Here is a 26,488-nt window from a genome sequence, read left to right on the forward strand (position 1 = left end):
CGAGCGTGGCGAGCGTGGCGAGAGGGCCGGCGCAGCTCGCCCGCGCCGGCCTGGGGCCGTCGCCCCGCCGGGCTTCGCCCGCCGGACGTCCCGGCGAAGCCGGGCCGGGGCGAGGGGAGCGCGAGGGGCCCGGCGTCCTTCCCTGTGGGGACGCGCGCCGCCGGGCGCCTGGCGGGACCGGCGGGATCAGGCGGCGCGGTTGCGGGACGCGGCCTCGGCGTGGAAGAAGCCGATCAGCTCCGCCAGGGTATCCGACTGGGTGCGCAGGGCCTCCGCCGCCCGGGCGCTCTGCTCCGCCATGGAGGCGTTGCGCTGGGTGGTCTCGTCCATATGCGAGACGGCCTGCGTGATCTCCTGCATGCCGGTGGCCTGTTCGCGGCTGGCGCGCGCGATGTCGTCGATGGTCTCCGACATCGAGCTGATCGCGGACATCAACCCGCCGAGCGCCTCGCCGGTCGCATGCACATGGCGCACGCCGTCGGCCACCTTGGCGCCGGAGGCGGCGATCAGCTCCTTGATGTCGCGCGCGGCTTCCGACGAGCGCTGGGCGAGCGTCCGGACCTCCGAGGCCACCACGGCGAAGCCCTTGCCGGCCTCCCCCGCCCGGGCCGCCTCCACCGCCGCGTTCAGCGCCAGCAGGTTGGTCTGGAAGGCGATCGAGTCGATCACCGCGGTGATGTCCGAGATGCGCGCCGAGCTTTCCTCGATCTCCTTCATCGAGCCGACCGCGTCGCCGACCACGGACTGGCCCATCTGGGCGCGGTCGCGGGCGTCGGCGGCCATGGTGCTGGCCTGCTTCGCGCCGTCCGCGTTGGTGGAGATGGTGGCCGAGATCTCCTCGACCGTGGCGGAGGTCTCCTCCAGCGCCGAGGCCTGGGCTTCGGTGCGGCTGGACAGGTCGCCGGCCCCGCCGGAGACCTCGTCGATATTGCCGCGCATGGCGCGTTCCGCCGCCTTGATGTCGGCGACCAGACCGCCCAGCCGGTCCAGCGTGGCGTTGACCGAGCCGGTCACGTCGGCGAAGCGGCCGTGGAACTCGGCGCCCGAACGGTGGCTCAGGTCGCCGTCGGCCATGGCCTTCACCGGGGTCTCGACCTCGGTCAGGAAGCGGTCGATGGTCTCGCAGATGCGGTTCACCTGGCGGGCCACCTGTTCCAGGTTCTCATCCGCGCCATGCGGTTTGATCCGGCGGGAGAAATCGCCCTCCGCCGCCTTGGCGGCGGTCTCGTCGATCGCGGCCAGGATCGCCAGGTCCTCGGTCCGGTCCAGCCATTCGACCACCGTGCCGATGCGCTGGCCCCGGCGCCCGAAGATCGGGCTGACCACCAGGTTCAGCCGACGTTCGCCGAGGCGGATGTCGGTGATCAGCTTCTCCGTCATGTCGTGGAGCTTGTCGACCTGGTGGCTGCGGTTGCGGTGGAAGATGTGGAAATCCACGCCGATCAGCTTCGCGGGGTCGAATTGCGGAACCATCTTGCGGATGCCGTCGCCGGCGCGGTCCAGCAACTGGACCAGCGACGGGCTGACATAGGTGATCCGGTCCTCGGTGTCGGCGATCATCAGGAGCGTCGAGGCGCTGTCCAGCGCCCGCCTGGTGCGGGCCGAGGCCTGCGACTGCTCATGGATTTCGCCCACCGACCGGGCGAGCATGCCGATCTCGTCCATGCGTTCGAAGCCCGGGATGCTCGCGTCCTCCCCCGCGATCAGCTTGCGCACGGTGGCGCCGAGCTGCACCAGCGGCCGGGTCAGCAGGCGGGTCAGCGCCCACATCCCCAGCGCCCCCGCGCCCAGCGCGATCGCGAGGCCGAGCCCGGCCAGGCGCATGGCCGAGGCGCGCACATCCGCCACGATCACGGCATCGGTCCAGCTGACGAGAATCGCGCCGACGATGTCCTGCCCCTTGCCGAAGCGCACCGCGCGCGCCTGGGTGAGGCCGTCGGCGGAGGCGCCGGGCTCCCCCGTCTCCAGCGTCCGGGCCAGCAGGGCCGCCGCCGCCGGAGCGCGGGTCAGGGCGCCGACCTCGTCCAGCGTCTCGCCGGCCGCGTTGACCACCCTGGCCCCGCCGAAGGCGCGGCCGTTCGCTTCGGACAGATGCACCAGGGTCTCTTCGATGATCTCGGTCTTGGCGAACTTCACCGCGCCGCCCATGTCCCGCGCCGTGAGGTCGGCGAGCTGGGAGACCGAGCGCGCGAAGACCTCGCTTGCGAGCCGGCTCTGCGCCTGCATCGACAGCGCCGCGAACAGCGCCGTCAGCAGGATCGCGCCCAGAGCGAAGGCCAGGGCGATGCGGCGGCCGAGACGGGGGCTGGCGCCGAGTCGCTCCACGTTCGAGGCGGGGGCAGGGGTCATCACGGGCTCCGGGTCACGAGGGGGCGGCGCGGCGCGCCGGGCGCGGCGCCGGAGCCCGCGCGGCGCGGGCCCCGGCGTCGCGGATCACTGCAGCAGCTCGACGTTGATCCCGAAGGTCACCGCCCCGATCGGCGCGCCCCCGTCGGGGTCCACCACCGGCAGGCTCACCTGGCTCTGGTAGGTCTGGGTGCTTTCGTCGAGCTCCACGTCCGAGATGTGGATCGCGTCCGCGCCGACCTTGTAGGTCTGGCGCCACTTGGCCTCGTCGCCCTGCCAGTAGTCCGATGTCGGGTCGGAAACCGCGACGTTCAGGCCGACATGATCCATGGCGAACGCCTCCGTGATCAGCCCTTCGGAGGCGTCGCGGGCGTCGGCCAGCACCCTGGAGGCCGGGCGGCCCGCGACCTCGTCCACCAGCGGGGCGGAGGCGGTCCCCACCTGCGCGCGCCAGTCGGCGTCGAGCTGGTCGATCCGCGCCTGGTCGGGCGCGCCGGCGGCGTTCTGCGCCTTGACCGCGGCGACCACCGCGGGATCCGCGGCGATGGCGGCGAGCTGATCCCGGGCCAGCGCGCGGAGGCTGTCCTCGAATTCATTGGCGGCGGCGGGCGTAGCGAGCGGCGCCAGCGCGATGAGGGCGGCGGCGATCCGGGTGTGTCTCATGGCGGGCGGTCCTCGACTGCGAAAGGATGTTCGCGGGACGGATGGCCCTCCCCGCGCGGCGCGGACTTTCCACCCTTAGGGCTACCGTCAGGTTAATCGCCGCAGGATTCGGCCCCCTCCGGCGCGAAGGCGCCGCCGCGGCCCGTCTTCGCGCCGCCCGCGTCGATTGGCGGCGGGCCAGCGCCGGTCCGCGCGCCCCGAAGGCCCCTGCGCGAGGTTTCGCCCCGTCGCGGCGGATTGTATAAGGCGCGCGTGGATTTCGCCGCGACGCGCGACGCGAGGCGCGCGCCCCGGCATCGACAGGACGCAACTAGGCGAGGAGACCGGAAATGGTGGTCAAGGTCGGCATCAACGGGTTCGGACGGATCGGGCGCAACGTGCTGCGCGCCATCGTGGAGAGCGGGCGCACGGACATCCAGGTGGTCGCGATCAACGATCTCGGCCCGGTGGAGACCAACGCTCACCTGCTGCGCTACGACAGCGTCCATGGCCGCTTCCCGGCCGAGGTGAAGGTGGACGGCGACACCATCGACGTGGGCTGGGGCCCGATCAAGGTGACCGCCGAGCGCGACCCCAAGGCGCTGCCCTGGGGCGACGTCGACGTGGCGATGGAGTGCACCGGGATCTTCGCCGACAAGGAGAAGGCCTCGATGCATCTCGAGAACGGCTCCAAGCGCGTTCTCGTCTCGGCCCCCGCCGGCGGCGCCGACAAGACCATCGTCTACGGCGTGAACCACGGCGTGCTGACCGCCGAGGACAAGGTCGTGTCCAACGCGTCCTGCACCACCAACTGCCTGTCGCCGGTGGCCTATGTGCTGGACCGCGCCGTGGGGATCGAAAAGGGGTTCATGACCACGATCCACTCCTACACGGGCGACCAGCCGACGCTCGACACCATGCACAAGGATCTCTACCGGGGCCGCGCCGCGGCGCTGTCGATGATCCCGACCTCCACCGGCGCCGCCAAGGCCGTCGGCCTGGTCCTGCCCGAGCTGAACGGCAAGCTGGACGGCGTCGCCATCCGCGTGCCGACCCCCAACGTCTCGGTCGTCGACCTGACCTTCATCGCCAAGAAGGCGACGACGGTCGAGGAGATCAACGCCGCGATCCGCGAGGCCGCCGACGGCGAGCTGAAGGGCATCCTCGGCTACACGGACGAGCCGCTGGTCTCCATCGACTTCAACCATGACAGCCACTCGTCGGTGTTCCACATGGACCAGACCAAGGTCATGGAAGGCACCATGGTGCGCATCCTGACCTGGTACGACAACGAGTGGGGCTTCTCCAACCGCATGTCGGACACCGCCGTGGCGCTGGCCGCCACGATCTGATCCGGGAGCGCTGGCCGCCACGATCTGATCCGGGGGCGCTGGCCGCCGCGATCTGAAGCGGGGGCGGGGAAAGACCCTCGCCCGCGCCGGACGACCACGGGCGCCGCGGATCACGCGGCGCCCGTTTCGCTTCAACGCCCGTTCCCGCCGTGCCGGAGGCCCGCCATGACCGTTTCCACCCCGACCGGGATCCGGCCCGCCGACGCCGCCGACGCCGCGACCGTGGCCTTCCTGCTCAACGAGGCCGCCAGCGGCTTCGCGATCGCCCTGTGGCGGGGCGCCGCCGCCCCCGGCGAAAACCCCTGGGCCATAGGCGCCGCGCGCATGGTCACGCGCATGGCGGACGCCGCCGTGCGGGTGATCGACGGACCGCAGGGCCGCGCCGCCGCGCCGGAGGCCGCGATGATCGGCTATCCGATCCCGGCGGCGACCGAGCCCGGCCCGGACCTGCCCCCCGCCTTCCTGCCGCTGACGGAGCTGGAGAACCTCTCCGCCCCCAGCTGGTACATCAACGCGCTCGGCGTCCAGCCCGAGGCGCGGGGCCGGGGCCTCGGCGCGCGCCTGCTGGCGGAGGCCGACGCGCTGGCCCGCGCCGCGGAGCTCGACGCGGTGTCGTTGATCGCCTCGGACGTCAATGTCGGGGCCATCCGGCTTTATGAACGCAACGGGTTCGAGGTCGTCGCCTCCCGCCCCAAGGTGGGGTTCGAGGGCTGGACGCCCGAGGGGCGCGACTGGCTGCTGATGCTCCGCCGCGGGCTGGGCTGAGGCCCGCGGGGCGCCCTCGGCGCATATTTCGCCCGGAAACCGCCCTTCGCGCGGTTTTGGCCCTTCGAAGATGACGGCGCCGGCCCTATCTTCGGATCACGCGGGCTCACGCCCTTATCCCGTCCTTTCGCCGTCCCGCTCGCGCCCCATCGGCGCGGCACAGGGGGCGTCGCGCGCCCCGTCCCGCCGCCCGTCGCGCCGCCGCCGGTCATTCCGCCGTCCCGTTTCGTCCGCCCCTCCGACCTCCGAGAAAGATACGCAAGCATGATCCCCATCGCGCCGCGGCCCCGCCGCGACCGAGCCGCCCCGCCCCCGGCCTCCCGCCGTCTCTCCCGCCGTCCGTCCCGCCGATGCGCTTCGCCCCGGCGCGCGGGCGCCGCGGAGCGAGGCGCATGATCTCGCCCGAGCTGCTGCTGCACGACTTCATCACGCTGTGGGTGGTGATCGACCCGATCGGGACGCTGCCGGTGTTCCTGGCGGTGACCTACGGGCTGAGCGCGAAGGCCCGGCGACGGGTGGCGCTGCGGGCGGTGGTCGCGGCTTTCATGGTGCTGATCGGCTTCATCCTCATCGGCCAGCTGGTGCTGGAGGGGCTGGGGATCGCGCTGACCTCGTTCCAGCTTGCGGGCGGGATCGTGCTGTTCATTTTCGCGCTGACCATGATCTTCGGGCAGGGCAAGCCGCAATCGGAGCTGGAGGAGACGCCCAGCCTCTCCCAGACCGCGATCTTTCCGCTGGCCATCCCCTCGCTCGCCTCGCCGGGCGCGATGCTGGCGGTGGTGGTGCTGACCGACAACAACCGCTTCTCTCTGGTCCAGCAGGCGACGACGGCGGGGCTGATGGCGCTGGTGATGGCGGCGGCGCTGGGCGTGCTGTGGGCCGCGAACCCGATCCGCTCGGTGATCGGGGACGCCGGGGCCTCGGTGATCAGCCGGGTGATGGGCATGATCCTCGCCGCGGTGGCGGTGGACGCGGTGCTGGCGGCGCTGGCCGCGATGGGCCTGATCCCGCCGCAGGGCCCGGTCGCGGTCAACGTGCCGGAGCTTGCCGGCTAAGGCGGGCGCGGCCGGCGCGGCCGGCGGGGGGCGGGGAGGGGCTCAGGCGATCAGGTTGTCGGCGTCGAAATCCGCCTCCCGCAGGCCTTTGAACAAGACCTCGCCGCCTTCGAAGATCACCGCGACGCCGCGGGCGCGCTGCTCGAATTCCAGCGCGTCGAGCCCGTCCACCCCGCGCCCGAACACGGCCCGGTCCAGGTCTGGGTCGAAGCGGCGCGCCACGTCCGCGCCGTCGCCGGCGCGGAAGCGGAGCACATCGCGCCCGGCCCCGCCGGCCAGCACGTCGTCGCCCCGCCCGCCGATCAGCACGTCGCGCCCGGCCCCGCCGCGCAGCAGGTCGTCGCCGGCTCCGCCGCGCAGCAGGTCGTCGCCGGCTCCGCCGCGCAAGGTATCGTCGCCGGCCCCGCCGCGCAGGGCATCATCGCCGGCTCCGCCCTTCAGCCGGTCCCGCCCGGCGCCGCCGGTCAGCCGGTCCTCCCCCGCGTCCGCGAGCAGCCGGTCCGCGCCGCCGCCGCCGCGCAGCACGTCGTCGCCCGTCCCGCCGAGCAGGCGCTGCGCCCCCGGCCCGCCCGAAAGCGTCAGCCCGGCCTCCACCGGGGTCGCGGAGGGCGCTCCCGGCGCCGGCCCGGGCTCCGGGTCCGGCTCGGGCGCCGCGCCGGTCACGGTCACCGTGACATGGCCGATGTCGAACGCGCCCTCCGGGTCCGCGGCCGTGTAATCGAACCCGTCCGTCGCCACCGCCCCGACCGCAAGCCCGTCGAAGGCGCCGTCGGGATCATAGACGAAGCGCCCCGACGCCTCGAACCGCACCAGCGCGCCGGAGGCGAGCCGCACCAGCCCGCCGCCGCCCGCCGCCGCGCCCTCGACCCCCGCGAGGTGCAGGACGTCCCCGTCCGGGTCCGCATCCGCCCCCGCGCCGTTATCCGCCAGCAGGTCGCCCGTGACCCCGCCCGTGACCCCGTCGGTGGAGCGCGCGGCGAAGGCGTCGTCCCGCGCCTGCGGACCGCGATTGGTCGAGGCGACCTCCACCGTCACCACCTGGCGGGCCTCCGCCATGCCGTCGCCGACCCGGTAGACGAAACTCGCCTCCCCGTGGAACCCGGCCTCCGGCGTGAAGGTCACCCCGCCGCCCGACAGCGTCGCCGTCCCATGGGCCGCGTCCTCCACACCCAGCAGCGCCAGCGCCGCGCCGGGCGCGGCGATGTCGCCGTCCAGCAGCTCCGCCGCGGAGATCCATACCGACCCGCCCTCGACCGCCTGCACGGTCTCCGCGTCGGGGATCGGGCCGCCGGCCAGCGACACCGTCTCGCCCCCCCGGAACTCCAGGATCTCCATCCCGGTCAGCGTGTCGCGCGCGCGATCATGGGGCGAGCCGCCGTCGGCGACCCGCGCCACGATCGCCGCGCCGGGGCCCAACAGCTCGATCCGGAAATCCTCGCGCGCCGCGACGTAGATGACCCTGTCCATCCCCGGCCCGCCATCCATGGCGTTGAAGCCGTAACCGCGGGAGATGAAGCGGTCGTCGCCCTCGCCCCCCGACTGGCGCGTGTCCCAGCCATAGGCGGCGATCAGGTCGTTTCCCGGCCCCGCCTCCACCACATGGCCGCCGCCATAGGCCGATCCGAGCTGGATCTCGTCATTCCCGGCGCCGGCATGGACGCGGTCGTCGCCGCCCCCGCCATAGATCACGTCGTCGCCGTCGCCCATCACGAAGATGTCGTCGCGGGCCGTCCCCGTGGCGGGCTCGCGCGCGGAGCTGTCGCCGCTGCGCGTCACGCCGGGGCGGGCCTCGGAGATCAGCAGGGACGTGTTGTCGAAGCGCAGGATCTCCACCGCCGGGATCGCCAGCGACACGCCCCAGAGGTCGGAGCGGATGGTCCGGCCGTCGACGGCGAGCTCCCAGTCGGCCTCGACCCCCGGCAGCACCACCGTGTCGAGCCCCTCGCCCCCGGCGAAGAGGCCCGAGCCGCCGGTCGCCTCCAGCACGTCGTCGCCATCGCCGCCGAACATGTCCGCCAGCCCGCCCGAGAGGCGGAACAGATCGTCGCCCGCATCCCCGAACAGCGCGTCGCGATGCGATCCGCCGGCCTCCAGCGTGTCGTTCCCGTCGCCGCCATGGGCCTCGCCGCCGCGTCCGAAGGGTTGCAGCAGGTCGTCGCCCGCGAAGCCGCGCAGCACCTGCCAGTCGCCCTCGCCGTGGAGGGAATCGTCGCCGGGGCCGCCGTCGAGGGTCTCTCCGAAGGGCGGGGTCACGAGTTCGGTCATGGGAGAACGCGCCTTGCTCCGGCCGCGGACGCGTGGCGCCGGGCCTGGTTGAGCGCGCACGAAGCCTCGCGCGCGGCGCCGCGGCTTCAGGCGGCATGTTTCAGCGGAAGTTAGGGATTTCTTAACATCTCGCCGGGATCGGAGCAATCGAAGGCGGGCGGGGCAGGGGCTCCCGCCGCCCCGCCCACCGCCCCGCCCGCCGCCGCTCCCGCCGCCTCTCCCGCCCCCCGCCCGCGTCGCCGCGTCCCCTCCCGCGGCCTTGCGCGGGGACGCGGGACTGCGGTCTATAGGCGCCAGAACCCATCGGCGGACCGGACGCGAGGCCCTTTTCCATGACCCGCAAGACCCTTGACGACATCGACCTTTCGGGAAAGCGCGCGCTGGTGCGCGTCGACGTGAACGTGCCGGTGCGCGACGGCAAGGTGACAGACGCCACCCGCATCGACGCCATCCTGCCCACGCTGCGCGACATCCTCGCCAAGGGCGGCAAGCCGGTTCTGCTGGCGCATTTCGGCCGGCCCAAGGGCCAGGTCGTGCCAGAGATGAGCCTTGAGGTCGTGCGCCCGGCGCTCGAAGCCGCCATCGGCGCGCCGGTCGCCTTCGCCTCCGACTGCGTGGGCGAGCCCGCCGCCGCCGCCATCGCCGCCATGCCCGAAGGCGGCGTGCTGCTGCTGGAGAACACCCGCTTCCATGCGGGCGAGGAGAAGAACGACCCCGCCTTCGCCGATCAGCTCGCGGCGCTGGGCGATGTCTTCGTCAACGACGCCTTCTCCGCCGCCCACCGGGCCCATGCCTCGACCGAGGGGCTGGCGCGCCGGCTCCCCTCCGCCGCCGGGCGGCTGATGGAATCCGAGCTCTCGGCGCTGGAAAAGGCGCTGGCCCATCCCGAACGCCCGGTGACGGCGGTGGTCGGCGGGGCCAAGGTCTCCACCAAGCTGGACCTGCTGTCGAACCTGATGGCCAAGGTCGACGCCATCGTCATCGGCGGCGGCATGGCCAACACCTTCCTCGCCGCCCAGGGGATCGGGGTCGGCAAGTCGCTGTGCGAGCATGACCTGCTCGACACCGCGCGCGAGATCATGGCCAAGGCCGACGCGCAGGGCTGCAAGCTGCTGCTGCCCTCCGACGTGGTGGTGGCCCGCGAATTCGCCGCCAACGCCGCCAATCAGACCGTGCCCGCCACGGAATGCCCTGAGGACGCGATGATCCTCGACGCCGGCCCGGACGCGGTGGCCGCCGTGGCCGCCCAGTTCGCGGCCTCGAAGACGCTGGTCTGGAACGGACCGCTGGGCGCCTTCGAGATCGAGCCCTTCAACACCGCCACCGACGCCGCCGCGACCACGGCGGCGGAGCTGACCGAGGCGGGAAAGCTGCTCTCGGTCGCCGGCGGCGGCGACACGGTGGCGGCGCTCAACGCCTCGGGGGCGGCGGCGAAGTTCTCCTATGTCTCGACCGCGGGCGGCGCCTTCCTGGAATGGCTGGAGGGCAAGACCCTGCCGGGCGTCGCGGCGCTGGAAAGCTGATCGTCCGGATGCGGTTCCGGGCCCGGTTTCGGCCCCGGTTTCGGCCCCGGTTTCGGCCCCGGTTTCGGATCGTGGAGGGGGCGCGCGCCGCAGGGCGCGGGCCCCTTTTCCATGGCGGGAGGGGGCGCGCCCCGCGCGTCCCGCTCGCCGCATTGGCGCTGATCCTCGGCCTCGCGCCCGCAGCGGGGGCGGAGACGGTCTGCACGCTGATCCGGGACGTCGCGACCGGCGCCACCCTGCTTGAGCAGGGCGATTGCCGGACCCGCGTGACCCCGGCCTCGACCTTCAAGATCCCGCTGGCGGTGATTGGCTACGAGGCCGGGCAGCTGATCGACGCGCATGCGCCGGTCATGGCCTTTCGCGAGGGCGACCCGGACTGGGGCGGCGAGGCCTGGAGGCGCGACACCGACCCCGCCGCCTGGCTGCGCCATTCGGTGGTCTGGTATTCGCAACGCCTGACCCGCGCGCTGGGGGCGGAGACGCTGACCCGCCAGGCGCGCGCCTTCGGCTATGGCAACGCCGATTTCTCGGGCGATCCGGGGCTTGGCAACGGGCTGGAACGGGCCTGGATCGCGTCCTCGCTGAAAATCTCTCCGCAGGAACAGGCGGCCTTCCTGCGCGCCCTGGCGCGCGACGCGCTGCCGGTGCGGCGCGACGCGATGGCCCGCGCCCGCGAGATCGTCGAGACCCGCTCCGTCGGCGCCTGGACCCTGCACGGCAAGACCGGCGCCGCCTATCCGCGCCGGGCGGACCGCAGCTTCGACTATGCGCGGGGCTGGGGCTGGTATGCAGGCTGGGCGCGGCGCGAAGGCCCCGGGGCCCGCGGAGACGGGGCGCTGATCTTCGTGCGCCTCACCCAGGCGCGGGGGCGGCGGGCGGGCTCGCCCGGGGTGCTGACCCGCGACGCGTTTCTGGCCGAATGGCCGAAGCTGGTCGGGGACTGAGGCGGGGGGGAATGGGGTCGGCGGATGCCCCGACCCGGCAGGAACGAAGGACGGCGCCGCCCCGCGCCCCGCCCGCGCCCTGCATGAGCCCCGCATGAACCGCCCGGCCGCCGCGCGCCTGCCGGCCGGCAGGCGCGTCCCCGCGTCGCTTGACGCTGATGGGGCGCCACGCTACCCGAACGGGCGGAACCCCTTAACAACCGACCGATATCGGCCCATCCGCTCAGGAGCTCCCATGAAAGCGACCCGTACCGTCAAGCAGATCCTCGCCAATTACGAGGGCGACACCCCCGGCGTGAAAGCCAACCTGTGCCGCATGCTGATGACCGGCAAGCTCGGCGGCACCGGCAAGATGATCATCCTGCCCGTCGACCAGGGCTTCGAGCACGGGCCCGCGCGCTCCTTCGCGCCGAACCCCGCCGGCTATGACCCCCATTACCACTACCAGATGGCCATCGACGCCGGGCTCAACGCCTATGCCGCGCCGCTGGGCATGCTGGAGGCGGGCGCCGACACCTTCGCCGGCCAGATCCCGACCATCCTGAAGTGCAACTCGGCCAACTCGCTGATGTCGGGCACCTCGGGCAAGGACCAGGCGATCACCGCCCGCGTGTCGGACGCGCTGCGCATCGGCGCCTCGGCCATCGGCTTCACCATCTATCCGGGCTCGGACTGCGCGCTGGACATGTTCGAGGAGATCTCGGAGATGCGCGAGGAGGCCGCCTCGGTCGGCATCGCCACCGTGATCTGGTCCTACCCGCGCGGCGAAGGCGTGACCAAGGACGGCGAGACCGCGATCGACGTGGCCGCCTATGCCGGCCAGATCGCCGCGCTGCTGGGCGCCCACATCATCAAGATCAAGCTGTCCACCGACCACCTGATGCTGCCCGAGGCCAAGAAGGTCTACGAGGAGCAGAAGATCGACGTCGCCACCCAGGCCGCGCGCGTGAAGCACTGCGTCGAGAGCGCCTTCGGCGGTCGCCGCATCATGGTGTTCTCGGGCGGGGCCAAGAAGGGCGAGGACTCGGTCTATGACGACGCCCGCGCCATCCGCGACGGCGGCGGCAACGGCTCGATCATCGGCCGCAACACCTTCCAGCGTCCGCGTGAGGACGCGCTGGCGATGCTCGGCAAGCTGGTCGACATCTACAAGGGCAAGGCCTGATCCCACGCGCTCCGGTCCCCTTCGCGGGGCCGGGGGCGAAGGCGACGGAAAACAGGGGGCCCGGCGGCGACGCCGGGCCCTTTTCGCGTCGGCTTGAGGGGGAGGTGAGTGGGGGGCGCCTGAGCGATCGGCGGGCGCTCAGTCCCCGTTCGTCTCCATGAAGGCGGCCATGCGGCCTACGGCGCGGCCGCCGGTGACGACGTGGCCGTCGACCTCGATCCAGGCATGGGCGGCGATCCCCTCGGGGCCCCGCGTCGCGCCCAGCCGGAAGGCGCAGGGCACGCCGAGCCGGTCCAGCCACATCCGCGCGGCCAGCGACTGGATCATGCAATCGGACCGCCAGGGCATCCGCCGGGACACCGCGATCAGCGCGCGGCGCATCCGCTCACGCGAGTCGGCGTCGAGCCGGGCCGGGCGGGGGCCGTCGGCCGGGGCCCGCAATCGTTCGATCAGGCGGGAGGCGGGGAATCGGGCATGGAGGATTCGGGCGCGCGCGAGATAGCGGAACGCGTCGAGCGCCGCGCGCAGCTCGCCGGGCTCGAACACGCGCCGCCAGCCGCGCCGCGGGGGCCGGTCGCCGGGGGCGGTCATCGGCGCCCCCCGCTCACGCCGCGCCCGCTTTCCGCGCGTTGCGATGCGAATGGGGGCGCGAATGGGGGCGCAGACAAATGAAAACGGCCCGCAAAGCGGGCCGCATCATCTTTTCCGACAGCATCGACTGTTCGAGCCGCGTGTCGTGCCGACTCGATTACGAGCAGGCGTCCGTGAAGACCACGGCCTTGCCGCAACCATCGGGGCCAGAGCCGTCGAGGCCGCGAGTCAGCGCTTTCACAGAGACGACCGAAACGGTCGGACGATTCCAAACTTTTTTGCCCATTGGCTCACCTCGTGAGTCTACATCACACCCGCAGCCAACATACGAGTATTCGGCTAAAACGCAAAGAGTTTTTGCGCTGCGCCATGGCGAACGAACCCCGGCGGAGCGTAATGGCGGGCCGGGCGCGGCGCGTTAAGCTTAATGAATTGCGGGATTGTTCATGCGACGCCGGTTCCGCGCCGCGGCAGGGCGCCCGCCGTGACCGGATCGGACAGGACATCCGCGATACCGCGTCGCAGCAGGATCTCGGACAGCCGCGCGGCGGCGTCGCGGGCCGCCTGCGGGGGGCCGGCGGCTCCATGCGGCGCGGGCAGGACGAATCCGGCGCTCAGGAGCACCGCCGCCCGTTCGGTCAGCGCCGGCGTCTCGAGACCGAGCCGCCGCGCCGTGGCGTCAAGCCGCGCGGCGCCGCCGCCGCCGGCCTGCTCCAGCGCGTCGAGCACGGGCAGGTAGGCCGCGCGGGCGAGGGTCATCGGGCCGAGCAGCCCCTCCACCCGGATCCCGGCGGCCACCGCCTCCGCCGCGCCCGGGGCGGGGAGCAGCTGGAGCGCGCCGGGCTCCGCGGCCGGACCGCCGGCCTTGAGGAACAGGTCCGAGCGCGTCTGGCGCATCAGCATCAGGTCGGCGACCTCCGCCGCCTCGAACGGATCGGCGCAGCGGTCGATCTCGGCCTGCTGGGCCTCGGTCATGTCGAAGGATCGGGCCAGGCGCAGGGGATCGGCCGGGGTCCAGGCGACCAGGCCGGCCGGGGCCAGGGCGGCGGCGAAACTCCGCGAATCCTGCGGGGCGGGGCGGGGCGCGCCCCAGATCCGCGCGAAGACCCGCGGCGGCAGGCGGCGCATTTCGTCCCGGCTCTGCGCCCAGTCCACGGCGCCGCGCATGAAGCGGTGGCTGAGCAGCGTCACGCGCTCGGCCTCCTCCAGCGTGCGGGCCATGCGGGCGGCGGGATCGGCGATGTCGGCGGCGGCGTCCCAGCGGTTCAGCGTCAGCTGGCGCAGCGCCCCGACCGACAGCGCCCCCGGCGCCACCGAGCGGGTGAGCATGAAGCCGCCCCCCGGGGCGAGCCGGCGGGCCAGCAGGCCGATCAGCGCGGCGCGTTCGGCCTCGGGCAGCAGGTCCCAGCCCCAGGGCATGACCGCGAGGTCGAATTCGGCGGCGTCTCCCTGCGCATCCCCTTGGGCATCCCCCCGGGCGTCCCCCCGCGCATCCCCCTGGGCGTCGAGGCGGGCGGCGAGCCGGGACGGCGGGCCCGCGACCACCTCCGCCGCCCCGTCCAGCCCGGCTTCGGCGAGCAGGGCGGCGGCATGGGCGGCCTCGGCCGCATCCTCGGCCTGGGCGAGAATCGTCGTCCCGGTTCCGGCCAGCGCCGCGGCCTGGACCGCGAGCCCGACGCCGGAGCCGACCTCCAGCATCAGCAGCCGACGGACGGGCCGCAGCGCGGCGCCGGCCAGCGCGGCGGCGGCGGCGAGCCGGGCGGGGGAGGCGAAGGCGAGGACGCCGTGGCAGGCGGGCAGATCGGCGATGACCGGGCGCGCGGCGATGTCGGCGACGGGCTCCGGAACGGCGCCGGCGGCGGAGAGGACGTCGGGGGTCCGGGTCATTCGGGCCAAGCGCCTCCGGTTGCGTAGGAAAGGCATTTATGCCACAGACGCTTGGGGAGACAAGGGCCGCGCGGGGGCGTGGTTCGAGGGGTTTGGAGAGACGCCATGGGGTTTGTCGGCAAGGCTGCGCCGTGGGCGAGGCGGCGGGCGACCGGTCCGCATGTGGGCCGCGCCCCGCGCCGAAATCTCCGTCCCGCAGACCTCTTCCCCAGCGCTTCGCCATCCTCCGATCCTCGGGCCTGTCGCGTCGCGCGCATGAGACGCGCCGCATGACCGGGGTTCGGGCATGAGCGCGGCCCCGCCGCCGACCGATCCCGGCGCCGCCCCGGACGCCGGCGCCCGGGCGCCGATCCCCGCCCATCGCCCCGACCTCGCGCCGGCGCGGGGGCGTTTCTCGGCGCTCGGCCTGGTCTTCGACAGCGATATCGTCGCCCCGTGGATGGAGCCCGCGCCCGCCGACGCGCCCGCGGACGTCACCGTGCGCATCGCCCCGGTCCCGCCGGCGCCCGATGCCGCGCCCGTCGCCGGCGTCTGGCGGCTGACCGGGCCCGGAGAGATGGTGCAGGAAGCTTCGTTCATGCGCATCCGCATCACCGACGGGCGGCGGGTGGAGCTCGACCTCTCCCGCGCCGCGGGGACCAGCCGGGAGACCATCGCGCTGGCGCTGGGCTACGGCGTCACGCCGGGGCTGCTGCATCAGCGCGGGGCGCTGCCGCTGCATGCCGCCGCCGCCGCCGGCCCGCTGGGCGCCGCGCTGTTCGTGGGCGATGCGGGGGCGGGCAAGTCCACCTTCGCCGCCATGCTGGCGCGATCCGGCTGGGCGCTTGCGGGCGATGACCTGATCGCGCTCGACCTGGGCGAGGGCCGGCCGATCGGGGTGCACCGCGCCATGCGCACCGCGCGCCTGTTCGAGGATTCCGCCCAGGCGCTGGCGCGCATCGACGCGCCGGATCCGTCCCCCCCCCGCGCGCGCGCCCATTCCCTCGCCCACTCCCCCGACCGCGCGCCGAGCCGTGGGGTGTCGGAGATCACCGGCGCCGGCGAGGGGCTGGGCAAGGGCGTCCGGGCGCTGGCGGACGCGGACGCGGCGCTGGGCGGGTTCGCCTGGCCGGTCCCCCTGCGCGCGGTGTTCGCGCTGGAATGGCTGCATCCCGACGACGCCGCGCCGGAACTGGAGCGGATCGGCGGGATGCAGGCCCTGATGCGTCTGCGCGACGCCGTAGGCCGTCCCGAGGTGGCCTCGGCGCTCGGCCGCGACCCCGCCTATTTCGCGCAGCTCGGCCGCATCGCCGCCCAGGCGCCGGTCTATGCGCTGCGCCGACCCCGCCGTTTCGACGCCGCCCCCGCCGCGGCCGCCCTGGCCCGCGCGGCCATGGAGGAGGCGGCCGCCCGCGCCGCTGCAAAGGAGACCTCAGCGTGAAGTCCGAAGACGTGATCAGCCGACGCCCCGGCGTTATGGAAGCCCGGATCAGCGAGGACGAGCTGGTGCTGCTCGGGGTCGGGTCGGAGTCCTATGTGGGCCTGGACGCCATCGCCTCGGACGTCTGGGACCGGCTGGAGGCTCCGATGCGTTTCGCCGATCTGGTGTCGTCGCTGGCCGCGGATTACGACGCGCCGGCCGAGCGGATCGAGGCCGATCTGGAACCCACCCTGGCCACCCTCGTGGAGGGCGGACTGGTCGACATCGCGCCGGCCGGCTGAGCCCGGCGCGCGCGCGGCAGGAGCCCGCCATGCCTTGTCCCGGTCCGAGCCGTCCGCGCCCCGTTCCCGGCGGGCGCTTCGCATGAGCGCGCGGCCGCCCGCGGCGCCGCCGGCGCCGGTGCGGATGTTCGGCGCCTTCGACGCGCGCGGGCGGCGGGACCTGCTGGACGCCGCCTTCGCGCGGATGGGGGCGCCGCTGGCGGGCGGGGCCTGGGCGGGGCCGGACCTGGACGGGCGCGACGCCGACGCCGATCCCGCCGCGCGGGTGCTGCGGCTGGGGCTGCGCCTGCCCTTGGGCCTGGGCGCCGCGGCGCCGGGGCGGCTGCGGCGGCGGGGCGGGCGGATCATCGCCGGCTTCGCGCGGCTGTATGAGGACGCGCCCGCGCGCGCGCCTTCGTCCAATCCCGCGCCCGATCCCGCGCCCGGCGCGCCGCCCCCGGCGACGCGGGACGAGGCCGATCTCGACCGGCTCGCCGACCTGCTGGGGCGGGGCGCCTTCGAGACCGCGCGCACCGGCGCCGCGGCGGTCGAGGGCGCCTATTCGGTGGCGGCGCTGGACCTGGAGGCGCCGGGCGGGCCGGCCCTGACCCTGCTGCGCGACGGCATGGGGCACGAGCCCTTGCCCTATGCGATCCGTCCCGACGGGCTGGTGCTGTTCTCCACCTGGATCCACTGCCTGCGCGCGGTTCCGGGGCTGGACGGCGACCCGGACCCGGCGGCGGTCGGGGAATTCACGCTCTACGCCGATCTGCCCGACGGCGGCACGGTCTGGCCCGGCATCGAGGAACTGCCCCGCGGCGCGCTGCTGCGGGCCGACGCCTCGGGCGCCGCGCGGCGGGTCCACTGGCGCCCCGGGCCCGACCCCGCGTTGCGCGGGCTCGCCCCCGGCGCGGCGATGGAAGCGGGGCGCGAGATCGCCCGCGAGGCGGTGCTGAGCCGCTGGTCCCGGCTGGGGGCGCGGCCGTCGATCCTGTTCTCGGGCGGGCTCGACAGCTCGCTGGTCGCGGGGATCGCCTGCGAGGCGGGGGCGCGGACGGGCGCGGTCGTGCCGGCGGTCAGCTCCGTCTCCACCGAGGGCGCGGCGCCCAGCGAAGACGCCGCCCGCGCCGCCATGCAAGAACGCTGGCCGAACCTGGAGGTGACGCCCTTCCGCTCGGAGCGCGCGACGGCGCTCGGCGGGTCGTGGGAGGCCTGGCTCCGCCATGGCCTGCCCAATATCGACGCCGCCGCGGACACCTATTTCGGGATGCCGCGGGCGATGCGGGCGATGGGACGGGACGCGGCGCTGGGCGGGTTCGGGGGGGACATGCTGGTCTCCCACCCGCTGCGCGACAAGTTCCGGGACGACGTGCTGCATCTGCGGATCGGCGAGGCGCTGCGCGAGGCGCGGGCGCTGCGGGCCGAAGGTCATGGGCGCAAATACCTGTTCCGGCTGGTTTTCGTCATGGCGAGCCTGCGCTGGCGGCTGAACTGGCTGCGCGCAGGGCGGGCGGGGATGGACGCGGCGCGCATCGGCCCGCCGATCCCGCCCGCGCGGATGGAGGCCTGGGTCCGCGCCCGCACCGCGCCGTTCCAGCATCGCGCGCCCTCGATCCTCGCCGCGGAACTGGCGGGGATCGAGAATGCGGCGACCTGGACGATCTGCGACTTTCACCTGCCGGCGGCGGGCGGGCTCGGCGCGGCGCCGGAGGCGGTGGCCTATGGCTCGCCCCTGCTGGACACCCGCCTGATGGCGGCGGTGATGGCGGCGCCGGCGGGGCTGAAGCGGCTGGACGGGCAGCGGCGCGGCTATATCCGGCGGCTGCTGGAACCGGTCGCGCCCGAGCGCGTCGCGCGCCGGCCCGACAAGTCCGGTTTCCAGCCCGACGAGGCCCGCCTGATGGCGGAGGCCCTGCCGCGGGTGGAGGCGGATCTGCGCGCCTTCGCGGCCGATCTGCCGATGTGGCCGGAACTGGTCGACCCGGTCCTGCTGGAGGCGCGGCTGGCGCGGGTGCGCGCCGATCCGGGCGCCGCGGACGGATTCGGCGACCGGCTGGGCGTGCTGCGGGCCTGGAACCACGGCCGTTTCCTCGCCTTCGCCGCAGGGGCGGGGCCGGAGGACGCGGGGCGCTGAGCCCTGAGCGGCGCGGTCGTCAGAGCGCCCGACGCGCCCGCAGCGCCGCCCCGATGGTGCCGTCGTCGAGGTAATCCAGCTCCCCCCCGATCGGGACGCCCTGGGCGAGGGAGGTGCAGGCGACGCCCTCGGGCAGGCTCTCGGCCACGTAATGGGCGGTGGTCTGGCCGTCGATGGTGGCGGGCAGGGCGAGGATGACCTCCGTCACCCCTTCGCGGGCGCGGGCGGCGAGGCGGGGGATCCCGATCTCCTCCGGCCCGGTTCCGTCCAGCGCGGAGAGCAGCCCGCCCAGCACATGGTAGCGGCCGCGGAAGGCGCCGCCGCGCTCCATCGCCCAGAGATCGGAGACGTCCTGCACGACGCAGAGCGTGGCCGCGTCCCGCCGCTGGTCCCGGCAGATCCCGCAGCGCCCCGAGGTCGAGATGTTCCCGCATTCGGCGCAGGGCTTCACGGTGCGCGCGACCTCGGTCATCGCCTCGGCCAGCGGCGCCAGGGTCAGGTCGCGCTTGCGCACCAGGTGCAGCGCCGCCCGGCGGGCGGAGCGGGGGCCGAGCCCGGGCAGGCGGGCCAGAAGCTCGATCAGGCGCTCGACGGCGCGGCCGTCCTCGCCCCCCGACTCGTCGCCGGAATTGTCGCCGATGCCGGCAGGCCCGTCGTCGCGCCCGAGCGGATCGTCGTCGTGCATGCGCCTCACCCCTCGCGGAACTGGAGCCGGTGCAGGTCGGCGTAGAGGCCGCCCTTCGCCAGAAGCTCCTCGTGGCGGCCGGTCTCGACGATGCGGCCGCCATCCATGGCGACGATCATGTCCGCGTCGCGGATCGTGGACAAGCGGTGCGCGATGACCAGCGTGGTGCGGCCATGGGACAGTCGGTCGAGCGCCTGGCGGACTTTCTCCTCGGCCTCGGCGTCGAGCGCGGAGGTCGGCTCGTCCATCAGCAGGATCGGCGCGTCCTTGAGCATGGCGCGGGCGATGGTCAGCCGCTGACGCTCGCCGCCCGAAAAGCGCAGCCCGCGTTCGCCCGCCTGGGTGTCGAGGCCCTCGGGCAGGGCGGCGACGAAGTCCCAGGCCTGGGCGTCGCGGGCGGCCTGCTCGATGGCGGGGCGGTCGGCCTCGGGGTCGCCGAAGCCGATGTTGCGGGCGACGGTGTCGTCGAAGATCACCGCGTCCTGGCCGACCACCGCCACCTGGCCGCGCAGGCTTTGCAGCGTGGCGTCGCGGATGTCGCGGCCGTCGATGGTCACCGCGCCGGAGGTGGCGTCGTAAAGGCGCGGGATCAGGTTCATCAGCGTGGTCTTGCCGGCCCCGGACCGGCCGACCAGCGCCACCTTGGACCCCGCCGGGATGGTCAGCGAGATGTCGCGCAGGGCCGCGGCGCCGCCTTCGTAGTCGAAGCCCACGGCGTCGAAGCGGATTTCGCCGGTGACGCGGGGCAGGGCGACGGCGCCCGGGCGGTCGGCGATCTTCGGCTGGGCGTCGAGCACCGAGAAGATCCGCTCTCCCGCCGCCGAGCCCTGCTGGACCTCGGCGTAGAGCGTGCCGAAGCCGCGCAGGGACTGGCCCGCGATGAGGAAGGAGGAGACGAAGGCCATGAACTCGCCGATGGAATTGGTTCCGGCCGCGATCCGCGCCCCGATCACCCAGAAGATGATGGCGAGGCCGAGGCCCGCCAGCGCCTCCAGGAACGGGTCGATGCGGGCGCGCTGGTCGGCGGCGCGGACCCGCAGGCGGCGCAGGCTCTCGAAGGTCTCGCCGGCCTTTTCGGTGAGGTAACCCTCCAGCCGATAGGTCTTGGACAGGCGGATGCCGGACAGGCCCTCGGCGACGCGGGCGGTCATCTGGCCGGCCTCTTCCTGGGAGCGGCGGGCGATGCGGCGCAGGCGGCGGCCGATGTTGCCGATGGGGATGGCGGCCAGCGGCAGGGCGCCCAGCGCGTAGAGCGTCAGCTCCCAGTCGATCCAGAGCAGGGCGGCGAGCAGGCCGAACACCGTCAGCCCGTCGCGGATCAGTCCGGTGATGAGCTTCTCGACCGAGGTGTGCAGCACCAGGATGTCGGTGGTGAAGCGGTTGGCGGTGGCGGCGGGCGCCTCCTTGTCCAGGGTCGCGAGATCGGCGCGGACCAGCGCGCCATACATCGCCCGCTGAAGGTCGCAGTCGATCTGGGACAGGATGGCGTTGGTCAGCAGCCGCTGCGCGTAGAGCGCGGCGGACTTGATCGTGACCGCGATGATGACCAGCACCGGGGCGAAGCGGATGACGTCGAGGGACCGGGTCTCGAACCCCTCCAGCGACCATTTGATGAGCAGCGGGTAGACCGAGGTCGCCCCCGCCACCACCGCGATCAGCACGAGGTTGAGCACCAGCCGGCGCCAGTAGGGGCGCAGCCAGTCGCGCCACAGGCGGGCCAGCACGTCGAGCGTGCGGGTCTCCACCGGCGCGCGGGGCAGCGTGGCGGCGGCGGCGCGATAGGCCTTCTGGGCGGGGTCGGCCATGCGGCGCTCCTGCTTGGGTCCGGTCCTGCTCGGGGGCCCATGTCTAGCGGTCCGGGCGCGAAGGTCCAGAGGGCAGGGCGGCGCGGGGGCCGGAGCGGGCGCGCGCCCGCGCCGCCCGGCCGGCGCGCCCCACCCGCCCGCCCGCGCGCCGTCCGGCCGTCGCGGGCGCGCGCCGCGGGGCGGCGGGGGTGGCGCGGGGGTTGGGCGGGAGCGGGGGGCCATCGCGATCCGCGACGCGGGCGATCACGAAAATTCATCCGCGCGCAAGGCGCCGCGGGCCGGGGGCGCAAGCCCTTGGAGCGGCGGGACTCGGCCCGCCCGTGGCCGGCGGAATCCGGCCCCGCGCGTCGCGGAGCGTCCGCGCCGCGTCGCAAGACGGCTTTTGCGCCGCAATGAATGGCTGTAGCCCTGTCCGGTCATGCGCGCCCGCGCGCCCGAGATCACGCCCTGCAAGAGGTCCGCCCATGTCCCTCGCCTTCGGCCGGCATTTCCTGTCCATCCCCGGCCCCTCGGTCATGCCGGACCGGGTGCTCAACGCCATGCACCGCGACGCCCCCAACATCTATGAGGGCGCGCTGGCCGAGATGGTCTCCGGGCTTTACGAGGACCTGTTGCGGGTCGCCCGCACCAGGGAAGGCCGCGTCGCGGTCTACGCCGCCAACGGGCATGGGGCGTGGGAGGCCGCGATCTCCAACCTGTTCTCGCGCGGGGACAAGGCCGTGGCGCTGGATTGCGGGCGCTTCGCCGAGGGCTGGGCGATGACGGCGCGCCAGATGGGCGTCGACTGCCAGGTGGTGAGCACGGGCGAGCGCGGTCCGGTCCCGCCCGAGACGGTGGAGGCGCTGCTGCGCGCCGACGTGAACCACGAGATCAAGGCGGTGATCGTGGTGCAGGTGGACACCGCCTCCTCTGCCCGCAACGACATTCCCGCGATCCGCAAGGCCATCGACGCCGCCGGCCATCCGGCGCTGTTCCTGGTGGACTGCATCGCCTCGCTGGGCACCGAGACCTTCGAGTTCGACGCCTGGGGCGTGGACGTGATGGTGGCCGGCTCGCAGAAGGGGCTGATGACCCCGCCGGGGCTGAGCTTCGCTTTCGTCGGGCCCAGGGCGTGGGAGGTCCGCGGGGATCTGGTCACCGCCTATTGGGACTGGAGGCCCCGCGCCGCGCCGGAGATGTTCTACCAGCGCTTCGGCGGCACCGCGCCCACCCACCTGCTGTTCGGCCTGCGCCAGGCGGCGACCATGCTGCTGGAGGAGGAGGGGATCGAGGCCGCCTGGCGCCGGCAGCGCATCCTCGCCGACGCCACCCGCGCCGCGGTCGAAGCCTGGGGCGAGAACGGCGGCCCGGTGGAGCTGAACGTGCAGGACGAGGCCGCGCGCGCCAACGCGGTGACAACGATCCTGACCCGCGGCTTCCCGCCCGCCGCCCTGCGCAAGCTGTGCGAGGACCAGATGGGCGTGACGCTCGGCATCGGGCTGGGGCGCTATGCGGGGACCTCGTTCCGCATCGGGCACATGGGCTGGCTGAACCCGCCGATGATCCTCGGGACGCTGGGCGCGGTGGAGACCGCGTTCAACGTGATGGGCGTGAGCCATGGCGCCGGCGTCGCCGCGGCCGCCGAGACCATCGCGCGCGGTCTTTCGGAAGCCTGAATGGCGGGGGCGCGGCGACCGGAGGCGCCAATCGGGGCGCGGATGGGGATGGGCCGGTTGCGGACGGGCGGGCGGCGATGATCGTCGTCGCCGTCCTGCTCGCGCTCATCGCCCTGGTCGTGCTGACCCTGCGGGCGCGGTCCCGCGCGCAAAGCCGCGGGGCGGCGCGCGACCGGCTGGCCGCCCATGCGCTCCCCCTGCTGCGCGCGGCGTTCCCGGATCAGGCCGGGGCGGTCGACCTCGCCTGGTGCGCCGCGTTGTGGCGGGCCTACGAGGACCACGCGCTGCGCGAGACCGGGCGCCCCGACACCGGCGCTGCCTTCGCCGCCATGGCCCCGCTGGAGGCGGACCCGGAGGCGGCGCCCGCCCTGCGCGCCCGCTACGCCGCCGCCATCGCGCCCCTGTCTCCGCCGCCGCTGCGGGCCTGTCTGCGCGCGGATCCCGACGACGCCGTCCGGCGGATCTACGCCGCCCTGACCCAGGCGGCGGAGCGGAGCGCGCGCGGGGACGGAGCGGGCCGCCGGTGAGGCGCGGGCCGCGCCCCGCTCCGCCGTCGCTCGGCGGCGTCGCGCCGCTTTCCATCCCGCGGCGCCCGGTGTATGCAACCGGCCCATGAGCGATCCGCGCGCGATATCCTCGGCCCTGAGCGGTCGGCGAATTAGCCCGGCGGCCTCCTGAGCGATCAGGGGCGCCGCCCGAACTCCGCTGCGCTCCGGCGCGCCTGACGGCGCGGCCGGGGACCATCGCCCTATTCCGAGACATTCGCCTACGGAGCGTCCGCCCATGTGCGCCGACACCGCCGACAAGACCGCCCCCGACTACCGCGACACGCTGTTCCTGCCCCAGACCGGCTTTCCCATGCGCGCCGGCCTGCCCAAGCGCGAGCCCGAATGGCTGGCCCGCTGGGAGAGGATCGGGGTCTATAACCGCCTGCGCGAGACCGCCGAAGGCCGCCCGCCCTTCGTGCTGCATGACGGCCCGCCCTATGCCAACGGCCACCTGCATATCGGTCACGCGCTGAACAAGACGCTCAAGGATTTCGTGGTGCGTTCCCAGCAGATGCTGGGCCATGACAGCCGCTACGTGCCCGGCTGGGACTGCCACGGCCTGCCGATCGAGTGGAAGATCGAGGAGCAGTATCGCGCCAGGGGCCGCGACAAGGACGAGGTGCCGGTCAACGAGTTCCGGGCCGAGTGCCGCAAGTTCGCCGAAGGCTGGGTGGACGTGCAGCGCGAGGAGTTCAAGCGCCTCGGCGTCACCGGGAACTGGGAAGACCCCTACCTGACCATGAATTTCGACGCGGAGGCCGTGATCGCCGCCGAGTTCATGAAATTCGTGATGAACGGCAGCCTCTATCGCGGCTCCAAGCCGGTGATGTGGTCGGTGGTCGAGAAGACCGCCCTGGCCGAGGCGGAGGTCGAGTATCACGACCACCAGTCCCACACGATCTGGGTGAAGTTCCCCGTGGTCCGCGCCCCCGCCGGCGAGGCCTACTGGCCGGTCGAGGAGGACCCCGAGAAGGAGGACGCCTCGCGCCGCGCCGTCGCCGCGCTGAAGGCGCATGTGGTGATCTGGACCACGACGCCCTGGACCATCCCGCAGAACCGGGCGGTATGCTTCAATCCGTCGGTCTCCTACGGGCTCTACAAGGTCACCCAGGCGCCCGAGGGCAACTGGGCCGCGACCGGCGACGTGCTGTTCCTCGCCGACGCGCTGGCCGAGGACGTGATGACCAAGGCCAAGGTCGAGGCGCATGAGCGTCTGCGCGACGTGACGGCCGAGGAGCTGTCGGGCATGGTCCTCGCCCATCCGCTGCGCGGCGTGGAAGACGGGCGGGGCGAGTGGGACTACGACGTCCCCGTGCTGCCGGGCGATCATGTGACCGACGACGCGGGCACCGGCTTCGTCCACACCGCGCCCAGCCATGGCGCGGACGACTACGAGGTCGGGCGCAGGCACGGCCTGCCGATGACCTACAACGTGCTGGAGGACGGCTCCTACCGGCCCGACCTGCCGCTGTTCGGCGGCGCGGTGATCTTCGACCAGAAGGGCAAGGAGAAGGACGCCAACAAGCGCGTCATCGACAAGCTGGCCGAGGTCGGGGCGATGCTGGCCCGCGGGCGGGTCAAGCATTCCTACCCGCATTCCTGGCGCTCCAAGGCCCCGCTGATCTTCCGCAACACGCCGCAATGGTTCGCCGCCATCGACGTGGCGCTGGACGACGGCATGGACGAGCACGGCGCCACCATCCGTGAGCGCGCGCTGAAATCCATCGACACGCTGGTGGAGTTCACCCCGAAGTCGGGGCGCAACCGCCTGCATTCGATGATCGAGGCGCGGCCCGACTGGGTGCTGTCGCGCCAGCGCGCCTGGGGCGTGCCGCTGACCTGCTTCATGCGCGAGACCGGGCCGGGCGAGGTCGAGCTGCTCCGCAACGCGCAGGTCAACGCCCGCATCGAGGCCGCCTTCCGCGAGGAGGGCGCCGACGCCTGGTTCAACGACGACGCGCATGAGCGGTTCCTGACCGGGATCGAGGGCGTGACCCCGTCCGACTGGACCAAGGTGACGGACATCCTCGACGTGTGGTTCGACTCGGGAAGCACCCACGCCTTCGCCCTGCGCGACCGGCCCGACGGGATCTGGCCCGCCTCGCTCTACCTGGAAGGCACGGACCAGCATCGCGGCTGGTTCCATTCCTCGCTGCTGCAGGGCTGCGGAACGCGGGGGCGGGCGCCCTATGAAGGCGTGCTGACCCACGGTTTCACGCTGGACGAAAAGGGCATGAAGATGTCCAAGTCCATCGGCAACACCGTGGCGCCCGAGGACATCATCCGCCAGTACGGCGCCGATATCCTGCGGCTGTGGGTGGCGCAGACCGACTTCACCGCCGACCAGCGCATCGGGCCGGAGATCCTCAAGGGCACCGCCGACAGCTACCGCCGTCTGCGCAACACCCTGCGCTTCCTGATCGCGGCCTGCGACGGGTTCGAGGACGCCGAGAAGGTCGCGCCCGCGGAGATGCCGGAGCTGGAGCGCTTCATGCTCCACCGGCTGACCGAGCTGGATGCAGAGGTGCGCGCGGGCTACGGCCGCTACGCCTTCCAGACGGTGTTCCAGTCGCTGTTCCAGTTCTGCACGGTGGAGCTGTCGTCGGTCTATTTCGACATCCGCAAGGACACGCTCTACTGCGATCCGGCCGACAGCCTGCGCCGGCGGGCCTGCCGCACGGTGATGGACGCGCTGTTCCATCGCCTGGTCACCTGGCTCGCCCCCATCCTGGTGTTCACCATGGAGGAGGCGTGGCTGGAGCGGTTCCCGGGCGAGGACAGCTCGGTCCACCTGCAGGACTTCCCCGTCACGCCGGACTGGCGCGAGGGCGGCGACCTGACCGCGCGCTGGGAGCGGATCCGCAACGCCCGCCGGGTGGTCACCGGGGCGCTGGAGATCGAGCGGCGCGAAAAGCGCATCGGCTCCAGCCTCGAAGCCGCGCCGGTGGTGCATGTGGCGGACGCCGAGCTGCGCGCCCTGCTGGAGGAGGTGCGCTTCGCCGATCTGTGCATCACCTCGGGGATCGTGCTGACCGATGCGCCGGCGCCGGAAGCGGCCTTCACGCTGGACGACGTGCCGGGCGTGGCGGTGGTTCCGGCCATGGCGGAGGGCGAGAAATGCGCCCGCTGCTGGAAGGTGCTGCCCGATGTCGGGACCCACGCCCATGAGGCGGTCTGCGGCCGTTGCGAGGACGCGCTCGCCTGACGAACCGGCGCCTTTCGCGGGCGCCGGCCCCGGACACGGGGAAAGCGGAATGTCGGATGCGGGCGGGGCCATGGCCCCGCCCGTCGTCGTTTCAGGGAGCGGGTTTCAGGGAGCGGGTTTCGGGGCGGCGTATCGGGACGGCGTATCGGGGAGGGGCGCATGTCGCCGCTCGCCGCAAAGGCGCGCGCCCCGCGCCTGTTCCGGAACGCGAAGGGGGGCGGCGTCCCGCGGACGCCGCCCC

19 protein-coding genes are annotated in these 26,488 nt (G+C 73.6%); 12 read left to right on the forward strand and 7 right to left on the reverse strand.

The features are described 5' to 3' along the window. Positions 1 to 186: 186 nt before the first annotated feature. Both BLV24_RS01660 and BLV24_RS01665 read right to left on the reverse strand, forming a co-directional pair. The gene (locus tag BLV24_RS01660; protein ID WP_092679397.1) at positions 187 to 2,349 is read right to left on the reverse strand and encodes a methyl-accepting chemotaxis protein; all 2,163 of its coding nucleotides are present in this window, start codon (positions 2,347 to 2,349) and stop codon (positions 187 to 189) included. 84 nt (positions 2,350 to 2,433) lie between these two features. Next, the gene (locus BLV24_RS01665) at positions 2,434 to 3,009 is read right to left on the reverse strand and encodes a hypothetical protein (protein WP_092679398.1); all 576 of its coding nucleotides are present in this window, start codon (positions 3,007 to 3,009) and stop codon (positions 2,434 to 2,436) included. A gap of 329 nt (positions 3,010 to 3,338) precedes the next feature. Here BLV24_RS01665 and gap point away from each other — a divergent pair, with 329 nt between their 5' ends. From gap to BLV24_RS01680, 3 genes are all read left to right on the forward strand, one after another. Further along, positions 3,339 to 4,340, forward strand: a complete 1,002-nt coding sequence (gap, locus tag BLV24_RS01670; RefSeq protein ID WP_092679399.1) for a type I glyceraldehyde-3-phosphate dehydrogenase — start codon at positions 3,339 to 3,341, stop codon at positions 4,338 to 4,340. A 165-nt stretch (positions 4,341 to 4,505) separates the two neighbouring features. Beyond that, positions 4,506 to 5,105 carry a GNAT family N-acetyltransferase gene (locus tag BLV24_RS01675; RefSeq protein WP_092679400.1) on the forward strand — a complete coding sequence of 200 codons (600 nt, stop codon included), beginning with the start codon at positions 4,506 to 4,508 and terminating at the stop codon, positions 5,103 to 5,105. Between the two features lie 392 nt (positions 5,106 to 5,497). Then, positions 5,498 to 6,160, forward strand: coding sequence for a MarC family protein (locus tag BLV24_RS01680; RefSeq protein ID WP_092679401.1), 663 nt, complete (start codon positions 5,498 to 5,500; stop codon positions 6,158 to 6,160). A gap of 42 nt (positions 6,161 to 6,202) precedes the next feature. Here the strand turns inward: BLV24_RS01680 and BLV24_RS01685 are convergent, their stop codons facing one another. Further along, a complete protein-coding gene (locus BLV24_RS01685; protein WP_092679402.1) occupies positions 6,203 to 8,425 on the reverse strand; it encodes an Ig-like domain-containing protein in 2,223 nt (740 codons plus the stop codon). A gap of 332 nt (positions 8,426 to 8,757) precedes the next feature. On the opposite strand from BLV24_RS01685, the gene BLV24_RS01690 reads away from it, so the two are divergent. The 3 genes from BLV24_RS01690 (at position 8,758) to BLV24_RS01700 (ending at position 12,057) form a co-directional block, all read left to right on the forward strand. Continuing rightward, entirely contained in the window at positions 8,758 to 9,948 is a 1,191-nt protein-coding gene (locus BLV24_RS01690; protein WP_092679403.1) for a phosphoglycerate kinase, read from the forward strand. Between the two features lie 152 nt (positions 9,949 to 10,100). Next, a complete protein-coding gene (locus BLV24_RS01695) occupies positions 10,101 to 10,892 on the forward strand; it encodes a penicillin-binding transpeptidase domain-containing protein (protein ID WP_218133323.1) in 792 nt (263 codons plus the stop codon). 235 nt (positions 10,893 to 11,127) lie between these two features. Beyond that, entirely contained in the window at positions 11,128 to 12,057 is a 930-nt protein-coding gene (locus BLV24_RS01700; RefSeq protein WP_092679405.1) for a class I fructose-bisphosphate aldolase, read from the forward strand. 138 nt (positions 12,058 to 12,195) lie between these two features. Here the strand turns inward: BLV24_RS01700 and BLV24_RS01705 are convergent, their stop codons facing one another. Then, positions 12,196 to 12,648, reverse strand: coding sequence for a lasso peptide biosynthesis B2 protein (locus BLV24_RS01705; RefSeq protein WP_092679406.1), 453 nt, complete (start codon positions 12,646 to 12,648; stop codon positions 12,196 to 12,198). A 444-nt stretch (positions 12,649 to 13,092) separates the two neighbouring features. Further along, complete coding sequence (locus BLV24_RS01710) at positions 13,093 to 14,535, reverse strand: methyltransferase regulatory domain-containing protein (protein WP_092679407.1); 1,443 nt, start codon at positions 14,533 to 14,535, stop codon at positions 13,093 to 13,095. Positions 14,536 to 14,821: 286 nt separating this feature from the next. Here BLV24_RS01710 and BLV24_RS21850 point away from each other — a divergent pair, with 286 nt between their 5' ends. From BLV24_RS21850 to BLV24_RS01720, 3 genes are all read left to right on the forward strand, one after another. Continuing rightward, a complete protein-coding gene (locus BLV24_RS21850) occupies positions 14,822 to 15,955 on the forward strand; it encodes a hypothetical protein (protein ID WP_176954586.1) in 1,134 nt (377 codons plus the stop codon). After that, positions 15,952 to 16,236, forward strand: coding sequence for a PqqD family protein (locus BLV24_RS21855; RefSeq protein WP_176954587.1), 285 nt, complete (start codon positions 15,952 to 15,954; stop codon positions 16,234 to 16,236). The genes BLV24_RS21850 and BLV24_RS21855 overlap by 4 nt, the downstream gene beginning before the upstream one ends. An 82-nt stretch (positions 16,237 to 16,318) precedes the next feature. Then, the gene (locus BLV24_RS01720; RefSeq protein WP_092679408.1) at positions 16,319 to 18,349 is read left to right on the forward strand and encodes an asparagine synthase-related protein; all 2,031 of its coding nucleotides are present in this window, start codon (positions 16,319 to 16,321) and stop codon (positions 18,347 to 18,349) included. A 19-nt stretch (positions 18,350 to 18,368) separates the two neighbouring features. On the opposite strand, the gene recR is transcribed toward BLV24_RS01720, so the two are convergent. Together recR and BLV24_RS01730 are read right to left on the reverse strand one after the other, a co-directional pair. Next, positions 18,369 to 19,034 (reverse strand): recombination mediator RecR, encoded by a 666-nt coding sequence (recR, locus tag BLV24_RS01725; protein ID WP_092679409.1) that lies wholly within the window; start codon positions 19,032 to 19,034, stop codon positions 18,369 to 18,371. 5 nt (positions 19,035 to 19,039) lie between these two features. Beyond that, a complete protein-coding gene (locus BLV24_RS01730) occupies positions 19,040 to 20,839 on the reverse strand; it encodes an ABC transporter ATP-binding protein (RefSeq protein ID WP_092679410.1) in 1,800 nt (599 codons plus the stop codon). 464 nt (positions 20,840 to 21,303) lie between these two features. Here BLV24_RS01730 and BLV24_RS01735 point away from each other — a divergent pair, with 464 nt between their 5' ends. The 3 genes from BLV24_RS01735 to ileS all read left to right on the forward strand — a co-directional run bounded on the left by BLV24_RS01735 (position 21,304) and on the right by ileS (position 26,247). After that, complete coding sequence (locus BLV24_RS01735) at positions 21,304 to 22,494, forward strand: pyridoxal-phosphate-dependent aminotransferase family protein (protein ID WP_092679411.1); 1,191 nt, start codon at positions 21,304 to 21,306, stop codon at positions 22,492 to 22,494. Between the two features lie 77 nt (positions 22,495 to 22,571). Continuing rightward, positions 22,572 to 23,021 carry a hypothetical protein gene (locus tag BLV24_RS01740; protein ID WP_092679412.1) on the forward strand — a complete coding sequence of 150 codons (450 nt, stop codon included), beginning with the start codon at positions 22,572 to 22,574 and terminating at the stop codon, positions 23,019 to 23,021. 256 nt (positions 23,022 to 23,277) lie between these two features. After that, complete coding sequence (ileS, locus tag BLV24_RS01745; protein ID WP_092679413.1) at positions 23,278 to 26,247, forward strand: isoleucine--tRNA ligase; 2,970 nt, start codon at positions 23,278 to 23,280, stop codon at positions 26,245 to 26,247. Positions 26,248 to 26,488: the final 241 nt, after the last annotated feature.

The sequence above is a fragment of the Albimonas donghaensis genome, assembly GCF_900106695.1.
GTDB classification, from domain to species: domain Bacteria; phylum Pseudomonadota; class Alphaproteobacteria; order Rhodobacterales; family Rhodobacteraceae; genus Albimonas; species Albimonas donghaensis.